Source organism: Citrobacter sp. CK189 (assembly GCF_030333505.1).
In the GTDB taxonomy this organism is placed as follows: domain Bacteria; phylum Pseudomonadota; class Gammaproteobacteria; order Enterobacterales; family Enterobacteriaceae; genus Citrobacter_B; species Citrobacter_B koseri.
Genome location: NZ_JAOWFV010000035.1, coordinates 93,810 through 114,129, shown reverse-complemented (window position 1 = coordinate 114,129; position 20,320 = coordinate 93,810). Strand labels below are relative to the sequence as shown.

Here is a 20,320-nt window from a genome sequence, read left to right as displayed (position 1 = left end):
GTCGTTCATCGCGCCGCCAGGCGCGCAAACGTGGCCTCTAACTCAGGCGGCTTACGCATACCCTGGTGTAGCTCCAGAACGCGTCCTTCGGGGTCAATCAGTACGGAGGTCGGCGTGCCGATCACCTGATAACGTTCCTGGGTAATGTTGAGCTGATCGCGCACCACCGGATAGGTTATCTGATGTTTTGCCAGCAGATCGTTGATCCTGACCGTTTCAGGGTCGGTATTGACCGCCACAACCACCACTTTATCGCCCCATTTTTTGCTCAGCGCTTCCAGCGTGTCCATTTCCGCCAGGCACCCCCCGCATCCCGCAGACCAAAAATTCAGGTACACCGCCTTTCCTTGCCAGCGTTCAAGGCCTGACTCCTGGCCTTGCAGATCAAACGCCGCCAGCGCCGGGGCCGGTGCCCCGACCGCCAGCTTTTCTTCTTTACACCCGCTTATCAGGATCGCCGCCGCGAGTAACAGCACATTATGCCAGCGCATGTTGATTGGCCTCCTCACCCAGATATTTACCGTGTTGCAGCCGCAGAATACGGTCGGCAAACTGCCCAAGCGCAGGGTTGTGCGTCACCATCACAATAGTGCGCCCCTGACGATGCAGATCGGTGAGCAGATCCAGCACCCGCTGCTCATTCTCTTCATCCAGGTTGCCCGTCGGTTCATCCGCGAAAATAACCGGCGGTTCGTTGACCAGCGCCCGGGCGATACACACACGCTGCTGCTCACCACCGGAAAGCTGGCTCGGCAGGTGCGTCACACGATGCCCAAGCCCTACCTGCTCCAGCACTTTCCTCGCCGCCGCTTCATCCACCACGCTGTGGTAATGCTGGGCGAGCATGATGTTTTCCAGCGCAGTTAAGAACGGGATCAGATGGAACTGCTGAAATACCAGGCCGATTTTCTCGGCGCGAAAGCGACGGCGCCCCTCTTCATCCAGCGCGGCGGCATCGGTGCCGTCAAGAAACACCTGCCCTTCCGTCGCCGTATCAAGGCACGTCAGAATATTCATCAGCGTGGTTTTACCAGAACCAGAAGCGCCCATAATGGCGACAAATTCACCCTGCGCAATGCGCAGATTAATGTCATCCAGGGCGGTAACGTCACCGAACCGTTTGTATAAGTGGCGGGTTTCGATCGCCACCTGAGGGATATGCGTAACGGACATGGCGCTACTCTCCTTTCAGCACTTTAGCAGGCTCGACGCTTACCGCGCGTCGCACCGGAACAATCGCCGCCAGAATGGCGACCAGTAAAGACAACACCAGAGTAATGGGCAACACCGGCAGACGCAGCGAAATGGCGGCATTAAACACCGTTAATCCCAACAGTTGCGCCAGCAAATATCCCAGTACCCAGCCGCACGCCACCGCCGCCAGCGCGATGATGCTGGTTTCCAGCAGAATTTGCCGCACAATATCGCCGTTGCTGGAACCAAGCGCTTTTTGCAGCGCAAACTCGCGCGCCCGCTCGCCGACAATCGCCATCAGCGTGGTATTCACGCACAGCGAAGAAAGCGCCAGAATCACGATCGAGACCAGTCCCATCAGACCTTTAATTTTATCCAGCACCTGCCCTTCGGAAGCAGAGACCTTACGCACCGGACGAATCTCCAGGTCAGGATACTGCGCCTGCAACCGGCTGGCGTAGTTCTCCACCTGGCCGACATCGTTACTGACGCTCAGCAAGCCGTGGCTGATTTTGCCCGGCTGATGCAGCCAGGCCTGCGCCACGTCGAGGCTGACGATCAGCATGTTGTCCGTCGCATCGCCAGACTCCACAATGCCTTTAATCTGCAAATTCTTACGCTGATTGTGATCCACCAGCGTGATGCTGTCGCCCGGCTGCACGTTAAGGCGCTCCGCCAGTTTGACGCCGATCATTGCATTACGGTCGTCAAAGCTGACGCCAATCCAGCTACCGGTGACCTGCCAGTACGGCACCAGTTTTTGCAGCGACTCGAACCACACGCCAACCATCACCACTTTTTCCAGCTCGGTACGCGCCATGCCGTACAACCACGGACTGGCGCCATGCACCAGCCCCTGCGGCGCCTGATCGAGAATGCTCTGCAACTCCTGCTGCGGCATACTGGAACCGTGCCCCGGCCCGATGTAAAAATTCGCGCCGAAGGTGCGCAGTTCTTCGCTCATTTTGGTGTTAATGTCGAACCAGACGGCAGAAAGCGCCGTCACGATGGTCGCCCCCACCATCAGCGCGGCAAACACCACGCTGACCCGCTGAAAACGCAGACGCAGCGCCCGCCACACCAGCAGCCAGAGCATGGTACGTTTAGCGGCCATACAGCACCTCCACAGGATACAGTCGGGCGATCCGCCGGGCCGGGAACCAGGTGCCGATCAACGCAATCAGTACCGCAATCACCAGTACGCACGGCACCACAATCCAGGCAAAATTAAGCGGCGCGTCGAAGAGCATGACGCCAATCGCTTTCGCCAGCCCCCACCCGGCAATACATCCCAGCGCGCCGCCAGCCAGCCCGCTGGACGCCGCTTCCAGGTAGAACAGCAGCATGATTTGCCACTGTCGCGCACCCAGCGCCTTCATCAAACCGATCTCTTTGGCGCGTTCCATAATGGTGCTGGTCATCAGCGAGGCGATCCCCATTGAGGAAGCCGCCAGCGCCGCGACGGTAACGACCGCCATCAGCAGCTGAATTTTATCGATCACCACCCCTTCGGACGCCGCGACCTGCCATACCGGGCGCACTTCCGCGCCGGAAATCGCCTCTTCCAGCTGATGCGCGATCGACGACACATAGGCCGTGCAATACCAGAGGTCGTACTCTTCGGCATTGAGCGCGTCCAGGTTTTCCCGCGCGCGGCGGGACAGCTCGTTTTCCGGCACCGTCAGCGCCGAGACGCGAATCGCCTGCACTTTTCCGGGTAACCCCAGCAGGTGCTGTACCGTACTTAGCGGCATCACCAGTTGGTTATCTTCATCGCCGCCGCTGGAGAGGATACCGCTGACGGTAACCTGCACCGCTTCGCCTTCGGTACGTAATGTCAGCTTATCACCGGGTTTCCAGCCCATTTGCCGCGCCAGCGCGTGCCCGACTAAGGTCTGCGGCTCTGCGCCTGCGGGTTCCTGCGGCCAGTCGCCGGTCACCTGCCAGTAAGGGCTGACCGTTTTCTGCCCCGTCTCATATCCCTCTTCATCAGGAATATCCACTGACTGACTGAAGAAGGTGCCCAGAATCCGCACCGGTTCTCCCTCCACGCTGGCTTCGCCGCCGAGCATCGGCGCAAACCCGACAATGTTGTTTCGCCAGAAGATATCTTTGATGTTCGGCAGTTCGGCTTCATCAAGAAAATCCTGGCCGGAAAGCGGATTACTGCTCTCACTAAACAGCGCGGGCAGCGCAGCCTGTCCGGCGGGTTCAATCAAAATGTTCGCGCCATAAGACTTCAGCTCTCTGGACATTTTGTCGCCGATATCAATGGACACCGCCAGCAGCGCCGAGATCAGGCTGGAGGCCAGAAAAACGGTGATTATCGCCAGCACTTTGCGGCGTAAATTGCGCCCCCAGGATTGTCGTAACATCCGCCACAGCATGATTATTCCTCCCTCATGTCGGCAGGAACAAACTGCTCCGGCGTTTCACGGAAGCGTTCATAGTTAGCCTCTGACGAGAAGAACCAGGTCTTGCCGCCATAGCTGTATTTGTAATCGGCTGAGGTATTGGTCAACGTTGAACCATCGACCGGATCGGTCACTTTAATAGTCATGACCGTCGAGAAGTAGTTCACCCCTGTCGCCAGTTCTTTACCGGGGATCACCAGCTCTTTTTCATCATTGTGCCAGTTTTCAATCGGCACCGGGTTACAGCCACCGGCCTTGCCGATAGACGGAATAAAAATATGCACTCCGCAGGCGACGCAGATGACCTGATTGCCCTCCATGACATAACCCTGATCGCCGCACAGCAGGCAGGCGTCGAACACCACGCCAAAACGCAGCTTGTCGGGATAGCGGTTAATCACGAAGAAGCGCACCGCTTTGCCATCGTCCGCCACCCAGACGAAACGATGCAGTTTACCGTCACGAAGCTGTTCGACCGGCAGGCGCACCATGCCATCGCTCCCCAGCGTTACGGGCACGGCTTCAGAGAGTTGCGGCGGCTGCGAGGCCACTTTATCCCACCACAGCTGGCCTGCGATAACGACCACCGCGCAACCGATTGTGACCAGCCACAGCCGCAAAGCGTTGCGACGCTGCGCCAGCGCCAGACGGTGAGCGATCGGTTCTTCTGTTTCCCGCGTCTGTCGAAAAGCCCGCAACAGCGCCGGAAGCCAGCACAGCGCCAGGGCCAGCAGCAGCGCGGCTCCCGCCCAGTTATACAGCGCCGTGTTATTTGTGACTTTCGCCACGAAGCTCAGCAGTGATTTACCCAGCGGAACAACCTGTAATTTCATCAGCAACAGCAGCAGGTTGCCGCTCAACGGCAGCCAGATCATCACCAGCAGAATCAGCGTTAACGGCCAGTACAGGCCGCGAATACGCCGCAGCAACATCGCGCAGAGTACGCCCGCCAGACAGAGAATCGCAAAAGCGAGAACGACGGCCGTCAGGTTTAACAGCAGGTCAGTATTCAGCACATGCGTACTGGTCAACCCGCCCAGATTAGGGTCCAGCGCCCAATGGCGGGCAGCGCCGAAAATCAGAATCCCCTGCCACAGATAGCGGATACGCGTTGAAGCCCACCAGAAACTGAGGACAAACAGCAGCGATACCATGACCTCCGCCCCAACCAGCAGCAGTTGTACCGGTTGGCTGCCGTGAATAAACAGTCCCGCCAGCACGCCGGCAATCAGCCCGGTCAGCAGCGTCCAGGTCAGTGGACGTAAAGAGGGAGGATCGTTTCGACTCCAGAGAACACCGGAAAGAAGCGCAATGCAGAAAAAGACCTGTAGCGTCGTGACGAAAAAGTAACTCATAACTTCGACTCTGTACGGCGGGTTGAATTAGGCGACGGGCATATGATCGGTCTGACCAACGCGCCAGAAGGGGGAATCCTCCAGGCGCGTTGGTTAGTCGGTTTTAGTTCAGACCGACATATTTAAACTCGTAGCTCACATCAAACGGTTTCCACCAGCGGCCTACGCCTGTTTCGCTGTCAGTATGGCGATGCATCCCGGCTTTTGACGGCGGTTCAATGTGGTAGGTCACTTTATAGTTGCCCACGCCCATCATTTTGATGTTCGCGCCATAGTGCGGGCCATCGCTGGCAACCATCGGCATGAAGGTGCCTTCCTGTTTTTCGCCCGTGTCGTTGTTGACCAGGGTGTAGCTGATGGTCAGGTACGGGATCCATTCCCCTGCGCCAAAGCCGTTTTTATTGCCTTCTACAGCGTGGATATCCGCTTCAAGGTGAACATCGGCTTTTGCTGCCGGTAAGCCCATGCCGCGCGGTTCCATATCAATCGGTTGCAGGTAAACGGCCGCCAGCTCCATTTCATTCATGGTGACAGGCTCGCCTGCCGGGTACTCTTTAAAAGCAAACGCGGCTGGCGCAGTGAAAATACTGGCCATCACTGCGCTGGCGATCAGGGTTTTCTTCATGGTCATCAAACGTATCCTCTCGTCTAAAACAACGGCTATACAACGATTATGGGTTATTTTTTATCGTCTCCCCGGGAACCGCGCTTTTGCGCCGCATCACCCACAGCGCCACCAGCGCCGCGAGCAGCAATACGACCTGCGGTAACAACGTTTCCACGTAGGGATAAATCCCCAGCCAGCTGATTTCAGGGAAGCCGTTAATCAACGTAGGCTGGAACAGTTTGCCTTCCACCAGTTCCAGAACGCCTTTGCCCGCAAAGACGAAGGCCATCAGATACATGAAACTGCCGGTAAACATAAAGAAGGGTTTCAGCGGCAGGCGTACCACTGAGTAACGCATCACCAACCAGGCGAGCAGCAGCACCACACAGCCAATCACAAAACCGGCGCCAATCGCCATATGGCCGGATACCGTGTTTGCATCGCCAATCAGAGCGTAATAGAACAGCACCGTTTCCGCCCCTTCGCGGTACACCGCCAGGAAGCTGGTCAGCCATAGTCCGACCAGGGAGCCTCGCGACAGGGAATGAGACAGTTTGCCTTCCAGCCAGGCTTTCCAGTGGCGCGCTTCCACTTTGGACAGCAGCCAGTAACTCATAAAGAACAGCATCACGACGGCAATCAGCATCGTTATGCCTTCCAGCAGTTCACGGCTGGCGCCGGAGTTAGTAAACAGCATCTGGAAGATAGCGGCGGTGATAACGCTGGCGATCAGCGCCACAATTACCGACTGACGAATAAGCGGCAGCTTATCCTGATGGTTGTTTTTCACCATGTAAGCCACGATTGCCGCCACAATCAGCAGCGCTTCCAGCCCCTCGCGCACGATGATCATCAGACTATAGAGCAGCAGACTCCACTGGGTTTCTTCGCCTTCGCCCAGCATCGTCACGGCTTTTTGCAGATCCTGCGCCAGCGCGCTGGCCTCCGCATTCAGGCGCTCAACCGGCTGACCGGCCTTCATCAGACTGACCAGGCGGGTAAAATACGCCTCCAGCGTGGTTTTAAATGCCGAATCGCGAGAGCCGATTTTGTTTTCCATGCCGCTGGCTTCGAAGCGGTCGAAGTAGGTATCCTGGATATCCAGAATCGCATTCTTCGCATCGCCGCCCTGATAGCGCGCTATCGCGTCCTGAATGCTCTGGTTAATTCCCGTCGTCACCTCAGCCCAGTCGGTGCGGTTATTTCCCTCGTCCGCCGCCGGAATGTTGTCTGCGCTTTGCGCTGCGGCAACCTGCTGATCGTCACGGGTGGTTGGCAAGCCGGGTAAGATATCCTCGATATCCTGTAGCAGCGTAGTGACCTGATAGGAGACATCGTTGAGATGGTCAGGTTGCGCGGTCAGCGCAATCAGGGATGAGAATTGTTGGTTAATGGCGGCGGCATCTTTTGCAGAACGGTTTTGTCTGAGGGACATCTCCATCTCAGAGTTCTTAAAGCCCTGATAGTGCGCCTGTTGAACGTGCTGACTGGCAACGCTGTAGTTCCCGGCCTGATATTCAGTGACCGCCTGCGCCAGCAGATCGTCGATCGTCCTGAAACTCTCCTGCCAGTGAACGGCAATGTCGTCTCTGGACAGCGCGTTGTGCTGCTCTTCGGCCACCAGACGATGTCCGCCATCCAGCACCGGTTCCACTTCGCGCAGTGCGGCTTTCAGCCAGTCAATGCGCGCCTGAACGTCAGCGAGCGGTTTTTTCTCGCCAATCATTCGACGGATCTCGCCGAATGCGCTCTCCATCTCGTAACTTTTGCGCGCGGAAATGTTGATGCGGATCGGCCCTTCCAGGTTCTCGAACACCTCAAAATAGGCCATTTGTACCGTGCGGCGCGCCTCGTCGGTATGCTGTTGCTGATAAAGTTCCGCTGTTTTATCAAGACGTTGCTCGATATCTTCAATCAAAGGCGCATAATTCGTCGACGCCCAGACACTCATGCTTATAAACAAGCCAAAGAGAGTAACCAACAAAGAGTTACGGAAGTTACGCACGTGCACACCGCCAAAGAATACAAATGATAATTATTATCATTATATCTTTTTGTCGCGTTGTACATGACCTGGATCATAAAAATGTCAGCAGACGACAAGTTATGTAAACTTATTTCATCAAATCGTGATGAACACACACATTATGCGTTGATAAAAGGGACGTTATCTCCCTGTTTTTCTCATGGAATTAACGGCAAGGCAGGCGCGGTAACAGAGGAATAAATTCCCCTGCCGACAGTGATGTCATTCATTGTCGGCAGGCAGAAATAAAACGCGTTATTGCGTACAGCAATATTCAAAGATTAAGGCTATTTCGATCGCTGGCAAGACGCTGTAAGAATTGACCATATCCCTGCGGCCCCATCCAGTAGTTAATACTTTTCTCAACGCCGGTTGATGTCAACGTCGCACCGGAAATACCGTCAACGGTATATTCATCGGCATGTTCAGGTTTATCCTGTACTATTTTCAATGCAGGATGTCCGCTGTTATCTAATAATCGTTTCCCTGGCCACTGTTTGCGCCAACTGGCGTCTTCCACCCTAGCCCCCAGAAACGGCGTTTCCCGTTGCTGATAATAATACAGATTTCTCACCGTACGACCGTCCAGCCCCAGAGCAAGAAACGCATGCATCATGGATTTCGCGCCCTTACCGGTAACCGGAATGATAACCTGCTGAATTTCATTATTTTTATCTTTCACAAAGAACACATCCGCCACCGTACAGCGCTGACGAACCTGCGCTGGGTCGCGTTCAGGGGCGAGTTTTTCACACTTCTGACGTGCGGCGTCCGCACTGCTGTCAGCCACCAGCTCGCCGGAATCTAAATTAACATGGCGTTGAATAATATAACGATGATAGAGCGTTTCGACTGATTTTTTATCCTGGGCCTCTGATTTCATCAGGCCCGCTGCGTGTAAAATCGCCGCCTGTTTTTCCTCCCCTGTCGGCTCCGTCATTTCTCCCTGGAACAGCATAAACCATGCCGCCGCCGCAACAAAAATAAGGACACAAAGCACCATCATTGATGCAACAATAATTTTACCCTTGCGCATTGAATTGTTATCCCTGTCAAAATGGAAATCGAAAAAATCGCCTGAACGTATCACAGACTTTCATTCAATTAAAACAGATATGCCATTATCAATTCAGGTTTGCAACGTCAGGCAGCGGTAAAAAATAATAACTGGCGTCGGTAAAAAAGCAGTAAAAATAACAGAAAACACGCTCTCCGCTCGTTTTACACATCCTGACAATGGGTTAAAAAATGCCGGGTTTCCCCGGCACGCTATCAAAACATGGCTGCCCGCCACAGACGTAACTTCATGCCCCAGTAGCTGGTCCAGCCGCTGGTCGTGGTTACCACCTGCCCCTTCGACACCACTACCAATGTTGGCGTGACGCTGATTTCCCAGTTTCGTGATATCTCACCGCCGCTATCATTCACGACGGGGAACGTCACCCCTTTACGCGATAACCAGCGGGAAACCTCCCCATCATTACCGGAACGCAGCGCGATGGTCATGACGTTATCCCCTTCCGACTGCAAACGGGCGACATCCGGCGTGGTGAAACGGCAGATACCGCACCAGCTCGCCCAGAAGTAGAGCAGCACCGGGCGTTCTTCACTGATCGACGCCAGCGTTACGGTTTCCCCGTCCAGCGTATGCAGCGGCGTGCTGTCAAACATGGCCGGCATCTGCGGAGAACGCCAGACATCCAGCAGGATTATCACGCCAGCCAGCAGAACCAGTAAGATCGCGCCTTCACGCAGCCAGCGGCGCAGTTTACTGAGCATGGGCCACCGCCAGTTTTTCTTTCACCACTGCCTCAAGGGTCTCCCACGATACCGCACCGGGGATCATCTCGTCGCCAATGATGGTTGCCGGCGTCCCCTGAACGCCAACCAGCCGGGCAAGTTGCAGATTGGTGCTCAACGTCTCCATGCTTTTCTCATCCAGCGTAACCGGCGTGGCGGCGGACTTTTCCTGCGCCTGTTTAATACTGGCGGCGGTGTGGTAGCCCTTTTTCTGCATCAGTTTCTCATGTAGCGCTAAAAACTGCTGCGGATGCTCACGCCAGGTGGTTAACGCGGTACGCGCCGACAGTACCGAGCTTTCGCCCTTAAACGGCAGCGGCTTAATCACTACCGCGACCTGCGGATACTTTTGCACGATCTTCTCCAGCAACGGATCAAGCTGCTTGCAGTACGGACAGTTGTAGTCCGTAAAGTTGACGAGCGTCAGCGTCGCCTTCTCCGCGCCTATCCGTGGGCTGGCAGGATCGTTAAACAGCGCTTCCTGGATCAGCGCTTCAATTTGCCTTTCCTGCTCCGGCGTAAACGGCGCGGGTTCTTTCGCCGCGCTCAGACCGGTAAACAGCGCTAACAGCATAATCATCAGATATTTCATGGCGTAACTCCTTTCGCATCGCGCAACGTTTGCAGCACCGCATCGCGCGTCAGCAGCGTGGGCAATGACTGACCCTGCGGTAAACCGGGGCCATAAATCTGGTTAAACGGCACAGCCACCTGGCCGCGTTTTTTCAAAAAGTTGGTGATGTCATCCGCAGGCAGCGTCCAGTCGCCGCGCAATGCGACAACATCCGGCTGTTGCAGCGCATCCTGTATCTCTTCTCGCTGTAACACGTTGTACTTATTGACCTTGCAGGTAATGCACCACTCAGCGGTAACGTCAATGAATACGCGTTTGTGCTGCGCAAGCGCGTCCTGGATCGCCTGTTCGCTCAACGGCTGCCAGACGACGCGCTCTTTCGCCGGGCTGCTTGTCGCGTATCCCAGATGCGGCAGCAGGAGCGTCGCCAGCCAGATTGCCGAACCGAGCATCATAACGCCCAGTACGCGCCGCAATCCGTTCATCCAGCGTCCGGGACGCGGCAGGCGCAGCGCCAGACCAGGGCGTAGCGCGACAAACAGCCACGGCAGGCTCATCCCCACCCCGAGCGCCAGAAACAGCCCCCATAACACCGGGAAGGAGGCCGTCAACGCCACCGCAACGGCCGTCCCGAGAAACGGCGCGCTGCACGGCGTCGCCAGCAGCGTGGCAAACGCGCCCTGCCAGAAATGACCGGCCATCCCGTTGCCGCCGTGGGTGGCAAGTCGGGTCGTCATCGCGGAAGGCAGACGGAATTCAAACAGCCCGAACAGGCTGGCGCTGAAGATCAACATCACCAGCACCATAAACCCGATAAACCACGGGCTCTGGAACTGAATGCCCCACCCGAGCGCCTGATGGGTCAGCCGCAGAACGGTCATTAGCATCGCCAGCGCCATAAAAGAGGCAATAATCCCGGCAACCGACGCCAGAAACTGCCGCCGTATCCGCTGACGACTTTTCTCTTCGACGAGCAGAATCGAGCCGAGCTTCATCCCCAGCACGGGCAGCACGCAGGGCATCAGGTTGAGAATTAACCCACCCGCCAGCGCCATCAACATCACCTGCCAGAGCGGCAGTTCGGCGCTATCGGCCATTTTTGCCGTCGTACTGCCGATCGCCAGGGTACTTTCCTGAGCCACGCCGTCATTCGCCAGTACCAGCGTGACCGTTTGACCACGCAAATCGGGCGCCCCTTCTCCCCAGCCGTCGCTGACAGGAACCGTCACCAGCAGTTTTTCGCCCTCAACACGCAGTTGCGGCTTGCCAAAATCAGCGTTATCAACGGCGTCGAGAAACAATGCTGGCGATGACCAGCCTCCGACACGCGTGGCTTCAACCACCAGCGCACCAGGACGAGCGCCCACGCTGAGCGTCTGCGTCAGCCCCCGGGAGAGCGGGATCTGCCCCATCGCCTGGGCATAGTCATGCGCGAACGCCGGGTCATGCGCCGAAGGTTTGAGGGTAAAGGGGTAATCGGTCAACAGGCAGACATTGCTGCAAGTGGACAAGGTCAGCACGCCGCTGAGCATCGCGGGTGACGGACCGCGAACCGCCATCGGGAAGGTCACGCGGTGGTGATAACCCTGAGTGGTCATACCGGCGACGTCAAAGCGCGACGGCGTCGGCCAGAACCAGTCAACCGCAGGCATATTTTCTTTCCAGGCAATGGCGGGCGCCACGCCCCCTTCCCCCGGCGAACGCCAGTAGGTTTTCCAGCCGTTTTCCAGTTTTACATCCAACAGTAGCCGGGTTTCGCCTTCCGGGGACGTGTCCGCGCGCAGGCGGACGCTGGCATGGTCGTTATCCGGCGAGCGCAGCCAGCCGCTTTCTGCCGCCCACGAGACGGGCAGCCATAGCAATAACAGACAGCACAAAGTCTGCCTGAAAACAGTGATCATATTTTTTCTCCGTGAACAGGTAATTAACAGTCAGCAACGGCCAGACTGTCATTCACGGAATACGCAGAAGCGTAGATGGACTCTGAGTGTGGGAGGCGAGATTGCTCGCGGTGGAAAGAATGGCAGGCGTACGGCGCGTACGGGCGCCAGCAGGGACAACAACAGACACAGCGCGAGAATCGCCCCTTCAAACAACACGGGCGGCGCGGCAAGCAATGATTTCGCGCTGAGTTCGCATGGCGTCACGGGCGAGGCATCATCAGCAGACGAGCTATCCGCCTGAGTGACGACCGCCGTCGCGGCTGGCGCCATCTGCAAGGCGTGCAGACCCGCCATGCGCTGCGCGGTGCACACTATCACCACAACACATGCCAGGCAGAGGAACCACCATCCCAGTTGTTGACGTTTCGCCATGACATCCTCACTGATTGACGCGAGTTATCTTAGCCACTGACAAGGTTTTAGCAACCTTTGCGCTGTAAAGTTATGTCGGCATCGCCCCGCTTATTACAGGCGAAACGCATTAGTTTTAATAATGATTTTGCTGTTTTCATACGCATCTTTCGGGTTTACCCTACACTTAACAACGATGACTTTTCCGGGGATTCCCTGCCGTATGTATTGATTTACGCGAGATAACACTATGGAATTAAAGGATTATTACGCCATTATGGGCGTGAAACCGACGGACGATCTCAAGACTATCAAGACCGCCTACCGCCGACTGGCCCGCAAATACCATCCTGATGTCAGCAAAGAGCCTGATGCCGAAGCCCGCTTTAAAGAGGTGGCGGAAGCATGGGAAGTGCTGAGTGATGAACAGCGCCGCGCCGAATACGACCAATTGTGGCAACACCGCAACGATCCGCAGTTCAACCGACAGTTCCAGCAGGGCGAAGGCCAGAGTTATAACGCCGAAGATTTTGACGACATTTTCTCGTCCATCTTTGGGCAACACGGCCGACAATCCCGCCAGCGTCAGGCGACGCGCGGCCACGATATTGAGATTGAAGTGGCGGTGTTCCTGGAGGAAACCCTTGCCGAGCACAGCCGTACAATCAGCTATAACTTGCCGGTGTATAACGCGTTCGGTCTTGTGGAGCGTGAGATCCCTAAAACGCTGAATGTGAAAATTCCCGCAGGCGTTGGCAACGGCCAGCGCATTCGTCTAAAAGGCCAGGGAACGCCGGGGGAAAACGGCGGGCCGAATGGCGATCTGTGGTTAGTGATTCATATCGCGCCGCATCCTCTGTTTGATATCGTCAATCAGGATCTGGAGATTGTGGTTCCTCTCGCCCCGTGGGAGGCCGCGCTGGGCGCGAAGGTCGCCGTACCAACGCTAAAAGAGAAGATTCTGCTGACCATCCCGCCAGGCAGTCAGGCCGGGCAGCGCCTGCGCATCAGAGGCAAAGGCCTGGTCAGCAAAAAACACACGGGCGACCTGTACGCTGTGATCAAAATCGTGATGCCGCCGAAACCCGACGACAGTGCCACAGCCCTGTGGCAGCAACTGGCGGACGCGCAGTCCTCCTTTGATCCACGCAAAGAGTGGGGGAAAGCATAATGGCTAACGTAACCGTCACCTTTACAATTACCGAATTTTGCCTGCATACCGGGGTTTCGGAGGAAGAGCTTAACGAAATTGTCGGGCTTGGGGTGATCGAGCCCTGCGAGAACGAAACCGCATCCTGGTTATTTGACGATCATGCGGCGATCGTCGTGCAGCGTGCTTTACGCTTGCGCCAGGAGCTGGCGCTGGACTGGCCGGGCATCGCAATGACGCTGACCTTGCTGGAAGAAAATGACCGGCTACGCCAGGAAAACCGCTTGCTGATACAGCGTCTTTCCCGCTTTATCAAACACCCATAAAATAATAAACGGGGGTTGGCACACTGCCCGCCCCCTTATTTTTATCACCGCGATACGGTAAAAAATTCACATTAACGTCACAGGGAAGCTGCTGGCCTCAACGGTTAAACCTTGCAGCCTTTTCCATTCTTTCGGCTGGTCACGCGACTTTCTTTTCTTGTTTCTGACGTTCCGCAAGAAAATCGCTCGCCGTAATCACCCTGCTCATCTCTACCTGAAGGCGGGCATTGTTTTCAGTTTCCCATACATCTACAGCAGTCTGTAGGTTCATCCAGAACTCTACAGAGGTATCGAAAACTTTAGACAGGCGAAAAGCCATGTCAGTCGTGAGTTTACGATTGTTGTTAACCAATGCGCTGGCGGTATTACGATGCACCTGCAACATTTCCGCGAGATCATTAATTTTGAGGTCAAGCGGTTCCAGGTATTCATACAGAAGGATATCACCAACTGTCGTGGGTTTTCTGGTTGCCTGGTTCATGAGTTAGTCCATCCATTTTGAGGGCAATTAAGCCGCTGACTCGGCTTAACCTTGTACAAATGGCTAAGCCGATAGTTTCACGCTTGTTTAATACTCATGTGGATCAAGGTAGAGGTCTTGTGCCTTGCCGTTCACCCATTTGAATATCAAACGATATTGCTTGTTAACTCTTATCGAAGAATATTCCTGCAATTTACCTTCCAGTTCTTCGTATCTGTTACCCGGCGGTGACTTCAAATCCTTGTAGCTCACTGCCGCGTTTATGATATCGAGCTTACGGGCCAATGCTGAATGTATATCCGGGGGAATTTTCTTATGTGGTGCAGAGTACATAAAAAAATCATCCAGCCACTGGTCACGGAAGTCTTCAATACTGACAAGTTTCTTTGGCATTCCAGCTTGCCTTCCGTTTCCTCAGGACAGGAACATTGTAACGCACACACGCACTGTGCACAAGTGCATCCATTTTAACTCAACTCCAAAAGCAGACGCTCGCAAAACAGCTCCATCGTCATTATTCCGTGGCAAAAGCCGTTAATCCGATATAAATCAAATCCTGCCCCCGGGAACCGCCGTAGCATAGTGGCATTCTGAATACATGTTCACAGGGAAATAAAGATCATGGGTGGGATGAAAAGAACGCGCTGGCAGCGTCGACCAGGCACCATCGGCGGTAAATTGCCGTGGAATGACTGGCGAAATGCATCGACCTGGCGCAGGGCGACACAATTTCTGCTCCTGCTGATCAATATTTATATTGGCATCACATTCTATTTTTGGGTCCGGTATTACGAAACTGCCGCCGCCAGCGTTTACGTCCCCAGACCCGGTGGTATTGAAGGCTGGCTTCCTGTCGCCGGTTTGATGAACATCCGATACACCTGGGAAACCGGTCTGCTCCCTCCTGTTCACGCCGCCTCCATGCTGCTTCTGGTTGCATTTATCGTCATCAGCCTGCTGCTAAAAAAATCTTTTTGCTCATGGCTGTGTCCTGTTGGCGCGTTGTCAGAGCTGATCGGCAAACTCGGGGAAACGCTCTTTGGGCCGTCGATTACCCTGCCCCGCTGGCTGGATATTCCCCTGCGCGGTCTGAAATATCTGTTATTGAGCTTTTTTCTTTATATCGCGTTATCCATGCCTGCACAGGGTATTCAGATGTTCCTGATGTCAGCTTATGGCATTATTATCGACGTTAAAATGCTCGATTTTTTCCGCAATATTGGAACAACCACGCTTATCTGCGTCATATTTTTCGCCGTCGCCAGCTTATTTATTCGTCATTTCTGGTGTCGTTATCTGTGCCCTTACGGCGCTCTGCTTGGTCTGTTTTCGTTTTTTTCTCCCTTTAAAATCCGCCGCAATGCCGACAGCTGTATTGATTGTGGAAAGTGCGCTCAAAATTGTCCCTCCCGTATCCCGGTAGACAAGCTGATTCAGGTCAGAACCGTTGAATGCACAGGTTGCATGACCTGCGTGGAGTCCTGCCCGGTTGCCTCGACGCTCAACTTTTCATTACGCACGCCTTCTGGCGCGCCGGAAGGAAAACGCGAGGCGATAAAACCGTTATGGCGACAGGCCGCACTCTCGGGCGTCGCCATGACAATATTGATACTCGGGATACTTTTTGCCGCTATCGCGATTGCGATGTATGCCGGCGCCTGGGATAGCCCGGTGCCGGAGCATCTTTATTTCCGCTTAATTCCCCAGGCGAGGATGATTGGGCATTAGTTAAGAAATAACGCGCCCACGCTGGCGGTGTTTTCATCCTAAATGGCGCTTCGCCTCCTGGCGCACCCGGTGCAATACGTGATGTTTGATCCCACTGTAAGCCGGGTGTTCAGCCAGGGTTTCGATATCGCGTTCGCGCCCAAAAGGCAGGATAACCTCCTCAACGATTTTTCCAGGCTTCGCCGACATAATCAGAATACGATCGGCCAGAAACAGCGCCTCTTCTACGTCGTGAGTCACAAACAGCAGCGTGGTGCCGGTGGCAAGCCAGGCATCGCGCAGGAGTTCCTGCATCATCAGACGTGTTTGCGCATCCAGCGCGCCGAACGGTTCATCGAGTAGCAACACCTCCGGCTCCGGCAGCCAGGCGCGGGCCAGCGCCACGCGTTGTTTCATCCCGCCGGAGAGTTGCCAGGGCGCATGATGTTCAAAGCCTTTCAGCCCTACCCGCGTCAGCCAGTCCAGCGCCTGGGCGTTGACCTCATCTTTGTGGTATTTCCCCAGCCGTGGGCCAAAGGTGACGTTTTCCAGTACCGACAGCCAGGGAAACAAATTTGGCTGCTGGAAGATCATTCCCCGGTCTGGCCCTGGCAGCTTCACTGTCTTTCCGCCTGCCGCCACGCGCCCGCGATCCGGCTTGTTGAATCCGGCGACCAGATTCAGGATCGTGGACTTCCCGCAGCCGGACGGCCCCAACAGAACAACAAACTCCCCTTTCTCCAGAGACAGGCTGATATCGTCCAGCACCGTGAACGGCTGCGGTTTTGCCGCAAAAGAGAGCGATACGTTTTCCAGTGTGATGGCACTCATTACTCTTTCCCCGCCCAGGGCACAAAAAAGCGTTGCAGCCCCAGCAGCAATAAATCCAGTAAATAGCCGATACCGCCGAGCAGCAGGATCCCCAGCATCACGATATCGGTTCGCAGATACGAGCTGGCGTTAATCACCATCCAGCCGAGACCCGAACTGGCCGCCACCATTTCCGCCGCGATGAGCGATGTCCAGCCGATCCCTATCGACAGCCTGACGGTGGTAAACAGTTCCGGCAGCGCATCCGGCAACACCACGCGCAGAAAAATCTGTTTGCGCGACGCGCCGAGCGTTTGCGCCACACGAATACGCGAGCGACCAATACGATCGACCGCAGCAGATGCCCCCACGACCACGCTCAGGAAGGTGGCGATGAAGATCAGAAAGAACTTCGACGCCTCACCGATCCCCAGCCAGACGACCGCCAGCGGAATAAGCGCAATCTTGGGTAGCGGGCGCAAAAACTGCACGAACGGATTCAGTACCGCCGCCAGACCTTCCGACAACCCCATCAGCAACCCCAGGGGGATGCCGATGAGAATTGCCACAGAAAAAGCGCTTAGGGCCCGGGCCAGGCTGACTGCGACATGCTCCCACAACGGCACCTGACGATAACCATCAGCCAACAGCTCTTCGGTTGTCAGACCGATATCCTGTAGCGACGGCAGCAGCAGCGGGTCCACCCATTGCCGCATCGTCGCCACTTGCCAGACGATAAAGAAAATAGCCACCGAAACGACGCTGATGGCGATGTGATAACTCAATCTCATTGCGCTGCTACCGCCGCGTCATGGATGTAGCGGGAGTTAATGGCGCTGTCCCAGTTCGCCGGGATATCACGTTTGCGGATCTCGCCAATCCCCGCCAGGAAGTCAGAGGTTTTGGTCAGCGCTTTACCAATACCGCTGTCAGTCGTCTGGGTTCCATTGCCAAGCCAGTCCGCCGTACCCTGCTGCGTCAGGGTTGGGTATTCCAGCCCACCCAACGTATTCACGGCAGTCGTCACCGGCGCGCCCACCTCTTTCGCCACAATCGCCGCCGCGCGTTCCGGGTCTTTCTTAAACTCATCAACTTTTTCCTGATGAACGCGCAGGAACGCGCTGACGGTTTGCGGATACTGCTCGGCAAAGGCTTTACGCACGACGTAGTTGTTGTAAATCAGGTAGCCGTCCTTTTGCAGATCTTTGGTCGCGAATACCTGATGCCCGCCGGAGGCTTCAAGTTCCTGAGCAAACGGCGCCCAGACATAGCCCGCGTCGATATCGCCGCGTTTCCAGGCCGCGACCATTTCCGCCGGACGCAGCGGCAATAAGGTTATTTTGCTGCGATCGAGATGGTTAACGCTGATGGCGGCTTCAAGCGCATATTGCGCCGTCGAGTTTGGCGGATAGGCTACGCGTTTGCCTTCAATATCGTTAATACGGGTAATGCCGTCTTTACCAATTAAACGCTCGTAGCTGGCAATCACCCCGGAGACGCCGACAATCTCCACCGGCAGTTTTCTGACAATGCCTGCCGTTGCCGGGCTGGAGCCGAAATTGGCAATATCAATCGCGTTACTGGCAAAATAATTTAACGCGTCCGCACCGGACGCAAATTGCACCCATTTGACCTTGCTGTGTAAAGCGTTATCCAGAGAACCATCGGCTTTTGCCAGCATCAGCACCTGAGAACCGCCGCTGTATGCCACGCGGACTTCTGCGGGTGTTTCGGCAAAGCTGGTATTGACCCACAGGCCACCCGCTGCAAGTAATACGCAGAGACTTTTTTTCATTTAATTTACCCTTTAAATAATAACGTTATTAATGCCATGCTTCGCGCTGCGTTAGCCATAACCGGGCACACTGTTGCGCCAGCGCTTCTGCGGGATCAATCGACACGGCTAAATGCGGGGATGTCACCTCCGCCAGCGCAACCGGCACTTCCGTGCAGGCCAGCACCAGCCTCTCTGCGCCGCGATCGCGCAATGCCTGAGCCTGTAAACTCAGCAGCTCACCACCGGTACGCAGTTCGCCGCGTTTTACCGCATAGCACCCCGGCACAAACCACTGCCGCAGCTCCTCTGGCGTCGGCTGCACGCTTTCAATCCCCATAGAGGCGAAACCGTGCTGGAACCAACCGGCATCCAGCGTGCCCTGCGTAGCGATAAGCCCGACCCGGCGGGGCTTCTCTTTCCCTTCAAATACCGCCAGCGTGGCGTCCACAATATGCAGCAACGGCGCGTCGCTGTGCTGCGCCAGCGCCTCATACCAGTGGTGCGCCGTATTACAGGCGATCACAATGTGGCTGGCGCCCGCGCGGTTCAGCTGTTCCACACCGAGCAAGAGCTGCGGCAACGGCGAAGGCCCCGTTCCCGCCAGCGCCTGTTGGCGATCCGCAATTTGCGGCACATTCCACACCACATGGGGGATTTGCTGTTGATCGCTGCTGGCGGGCGTTGCGCGCAGCAATTTATGCATCAAATCAAGCGTCGCCAGCGGCCCCATGCCGCCAAGAATCCCCAGCAGAAAAGGTGTGCTCATGATGACAAAGAATCTGCGATGACCTGACGATAGCCAAACAGACCCGCGCTTCCTCCCGTATGGATAAACACCACATTCTCATCCTTGCGGAAATGGCCTTGACGGATCAGATCAATCAATCCGGCCATGCCTTTACCGGAATAGACAGGGTCGAGCAGAATCCCCTCGTGCTGCGCCAGCAGTTGCAGCGCTTCAAGCATCCCCTCGGTGGGCAGACCATAGCCTTCGCCCACATAATCACTGTTGGCGACCACCGCCTCACGCGGCAATTCACCCGGCACGCCGAGCAGTTCCCGGGTCTGCTGCGCCAGACGCCAGACGTTGTGTTCCTGTTTATCACGCGGGGCGCGTACGCTAATCCCGAGGAGGGGAATGCCGCTGTGCGTGGCGGTTAAACCCGCAATCAGGCCAGCCTGCGTGCCTGCGCTGCCGGTGGCATGGACGATATGATCGATACGCAGCCGTAACTGGCTGGACTGCCAAAGCAACTCTTCCGCGCAGGATACGTAACCCAGCGCCCCGATTGCGTTCGAACCGCCACCGGGGATGACATAAGGGGTATGGCCCTGCGCACGCAGGCTTTCCGCATGATGCTCCATTGCCTGCTGCATATCCGTACCGCCAGGCAAATGGGCAATAACTTTGCCGCCGAGCAAACCGTCCAGCAGCACATTGCCGGATTGCTGATACTCATCACCCAGCGTCGTGACGCGTTGTTCGAGAAAAATATGCGCTTCCAGACCCAGTCTGGCCGCCGCCGCGACGGTCTGACGCACATGGTTAGACTGCGTGGCGCCCTGGGTAATGATAATATCCGCCTGTTTTGCCTGGGCGTCGCCGAGCAAAAACTCAAGTTTGCGGGTTTTATTGCCGCCAGTGGCAAGGCCGGTGCAATCGTCTCGTTTTATCCAGATATTTGGCCCCCCCAGCAAGCGTGAAAGTTGAGTGAGGGGCTCCAGTGGAGTCGGGAAATGGCCAAAATGAAGCCGGGGAAAACGCGCCAGATGCATAATAACTCCTGTAAAGAATAACGACGCCG

At 55.8% G+C, this 20,320-nt stretch carries 22 protein-coding genes; 3 read left to right on the top strand and 19 right to left on the bottom strand.

The window, feature by feature from the left end:
• Positions 1-5 precede the first annotated feature (5 nt).
• The 12 genes from OGV83_RS04800 to OGV83_RS04745 form a co-directional block, all read right to left on the bottom strand.
• Positions 6-491, bottom strand: a complete 486-nt coding sequence (locus OGV83_RS04800) for a TlpA family protein disulfide reductase (protein WP_012132911.1) — start codon at positions 489-491, stop codon at positions 6-8.
• Complete coding sequence (locus OGV83_RS04795; protein ID WP_000117262.1) at positions 478-1,173, bottom strand: ABC transporter ATP-binding protein; 696 nt, start codon at positions 1,171-1,173, stop codon at positions 478-480. Before OGV83_RS04795 ends, OGV83_RS04800 begins: the two co-directional genes overlap by 14 nt.
• 4 nt (positions 1,174-1,177) lie before the next feature.
• Positions 1,178-2,308 (bottom strand): ABC transporter permease, encoded by a 1,131-nt coding sequence (locus tag OGV83_RS04790; RefSeq protein WP_000729219.1) that lies wholly within the window; start codon positions 2,306-2,308, stop codon positions 1,178-1,180.
• Positions 2,298-3,581 carry an ABC transporter permease gene (locus tag OGV83_RS04785; RefSeq protein WP_071258253.1) on the bottom strand — a complete coding sequence of 428 codons (1,284 nt, stop codon included), beginning with the start codon at positions 3,579-3,581 and terminating at the stop codon, positions 2,298-2,300. The genes OGV83_RS04790 and OGV83_RS04785 overlap by 11 nt, the downstream gene beginning before the upstream one ends.
• Positions 3,582-3,583: 2 nt before the next feature.
• A complete protein-coding gene (locus OGV83_RS04780) occupies positions 3,584-4,963 on the bottom strand; it encodes a Fe-S-containing protein (protein WP_000119836.1) in 1,380 nt (459 codons plus the stop codon).
• A gap of 103 nt (positions 4,964-5,066) precedes the next feature.
• Positions 5,067-5,594 (bottom strand): iron transporter, encoded by a 528-nt coding sequence (locus OGV83_RS04775; protein ID WP_012132914.1) that lies wholly within the window; start codon positions 5,592-5,594, stop codon positions 5,067-5,069.
• 40 nt (positions 5,595-5,634) lie between these two features.
• Positions 5,635-7,521 carry an FTR1 family iron permease gene (locus OGV83_RS04770; RefSeq protein ID WP_012132915.1) on the bottom strand — a complete coding sequence of 629 codons (1,887 nt, stop codon included), beginning with the start codon at positions 7,519-7,521 and terminating at the stop codon, positions 5,635-5,637.
• A 349-nt stretch (positions 7,522-7,870) separates the two neighbouring features.
• Positions 7,871-8,686, bottom strand: coding sequence for a Na(+)-translocating NADH-quinone reductase subunit C (locus OGV83_RS04765; RefSeq protein WP_286463211.1), 816 nt, complete (start codon positions 8,684-8,686; stop codon positions 7,871-7,873).
• 182 nt (positions 8,687-8,868) lie between these two features.
• Positions 8,869-9,375: a protein disulfide oxidoreductase gene (locus tag OGV83_RS04760; RefSeq protein WP_286463209.1), complete on the bottom strand. Its 507-nt coding sequence runs from the start codon at positions 9,373-9,375 to the stop codon at positions 8,869-8,871.
• Entirely contained in the window at positions 9,365-9,988 is a 624-nt protein-coding gene (locus OGV83_RS04755; RefSeq protein ID WP_115609403.1) for a DsbA family protein, read from the bottom strand. Before OGV83_RS04755 ends, OGV83_RS04760 begins: the two co-directional genes overlap by 11 nt.
• Positions 9,985-11,871, bottom strand: a complete 1,887-nt coding sequence (locus tag OGV83_RS04750; RefSeq protein ID WP_286463208.1) for a cytochrome c biogenesis protein CcdA — start codon at positions 11,869-11,871, stop codon at positions 9,985-9,987. Before OGV83_RS04750 ends, OGV83_RS04755 begins: the two co-directional genes overlap by 4 nt.
• A gap of 48 nt (positions 11,872-11,919) precedes the next feature.
• Positions 11,920-12,285: a hypothetical protein gene (locus OGV83_RS04745; RefSeq protein WP_047457658.1), complete on the bottom strand. Its 366-nt coding sequence runs from the start codon at positions 12,283-12,285 to the stop codon at positions 11,920-11,922.
• A gap of 229 nt (positions 12,286-12,514) precedes the next feature.
• On the opposite strand from OGV83_RS04745, the gene cbpA reads away from it, so the two are divergent.
• A complete protein-coding gene (gene cbpA, locus OGV83_RS04740) occupies positions 12,515-13,435 on the top strand; it encodes a curved DNA-binding protein (protein WP_047457661.1) in 921 nt (306 codons plus the stop codon).
• The gene (gene cbpM / locus OGV83_RS04735; protein ID WP_047457663.1) at positions 13,435-13,740 is read left to right on the top strand and encodes a chaperone modulator CbpM; all 306 of its coding nucleotides are present in this window, start codon (positions 13,435-13,437) and stop codon (positions 13,738-13,740) included. Before cbpA ends, cbpM begins: the two co-directional genes overlap by 1 nt.
• 139 nt (positions 13,741-13,879) lie before the next feature.
• Here cbpM and OGV83_RS04730 read toward each other — a convergent pair whose 3' ends face one another.
• Positions 13,880-14,221: a HigA family addiction module antitoxin gene (locus OGV83_RS04730; RefSeq protein ID WP_012132926.1), complete on the bottom strand. Its 342-nt coding sequence runs from the start codon at positions 14,219-14,221 to the stop codon at positions 13,880-13,882.
• 87 nt (positions 14,222-14,308) lie between these two features.
• The gene (locus tag OGV83_RS04725) at positions 14,309-14,614 is read right to left on the bottom strand and encodes a type II toxin-antitoxin system RelE/ParE family toxin (protein WP_012132927.1); all 306 of its coding nucleotides are present in this window, start codon (positions 14,612-14,614) and stop codon (positions 14,309-14,311) included.
• A 228-nt stretch (positions 14,615-14,842) separates the two neighbouring features.
• Here OGV83_RS04725 and OGV83_RS04720 point away from each other — a divergent pair, with 228 nt between their 5' ends.
• Complete coding sequence (locus OGV83_RS04720) at positions 14,843-15,949, top strand: 4Fe-4S binding protein (protein WP_112002286.1); 1,107 nt, start codon at positions 14,843-14,845, stop codon at positions 15,947-15,949.
• Positions 15,950-15,982: 33 nt separating this feature from the next.
• On the opposite strand, the gene OGV83_RS04715 is transcribed toward OGV83_RS04720, so the two are convergent.
• The 5 genes from OGV83_RS04715 to cuyA are packed head-to-tail and all read right to left on the bottom strand — an operon-like array spanning position 15,983 to position 20,291.
• Positions 15,983-16,759, bottom strand: a complete 777-nt coding sequence (locus OGV83_RS04715; RefSeq protein WP_012132930.1) for an ABC transporter ATP-binding protein — start codon at positions 16,757-16,759, stop codon at positions 15,983-15,985.
• Positions 16,759-17,529: an ABC transporter permease gene (locus tag OGV83_RS04710; protein ID WP_058668982.1), complete on the bottom strand. Its 771-nt coding sequence runs from the start codon at positions 17,527-17,529 to the stop codon at positions 16,759-16,761. Before OGV83_RS04710 ends, OGV83_RS04715 begins: the two co-directional genes overlap by 1 nt.
• Positions 17,526-18,533 carry a taurine ABC transporter substrate-binding protein gene (locus OGV83_RS04705; RefSeq protein WP_286463207.1) on the bottom strand — a complete coding sequence of 336 codons (1,008 nt, stop codon included), beginning with the start codon at positions 18,531-18,533 and terminating at the stop codon, positions 17,526-17,528. Before OGV83_RS04705 ends, OGV83_RS04710 begins: the two co-directional genes overlap by 4 nt.
• A 28-nt stretch (positions 18,534-18,561) precedes the next feature.
• Positions 18,562-19,281: a cysteate racemase gene (gene cuyB / locus OGV83_RS04700; RefSeq protein ID WP_012132933.1), complete on the bottom strand. Its 720-nt coding sequence runs from the start codon at positions 19,279-19,281 to the stop codon at positions 18,562-18,564.
• Positions 19,278-20,291: a D-cysteate sulfo-lyase gene (gene cuyA, locus OGV83_RS04695; RefSeq protein WP_071258262.1), complete on the bottom strand. Its 1,014-nt coding sequence runs from the start codon at positions 20,289-20,291 to the stop codon at positions 19,278-19,280. The genes cuyB and cuyA overlap by 4 nt, the downstream gene beginning before the upstream one ends.
• Positions 20,292-20,320 lie beyond the last annotated feature (29 nt).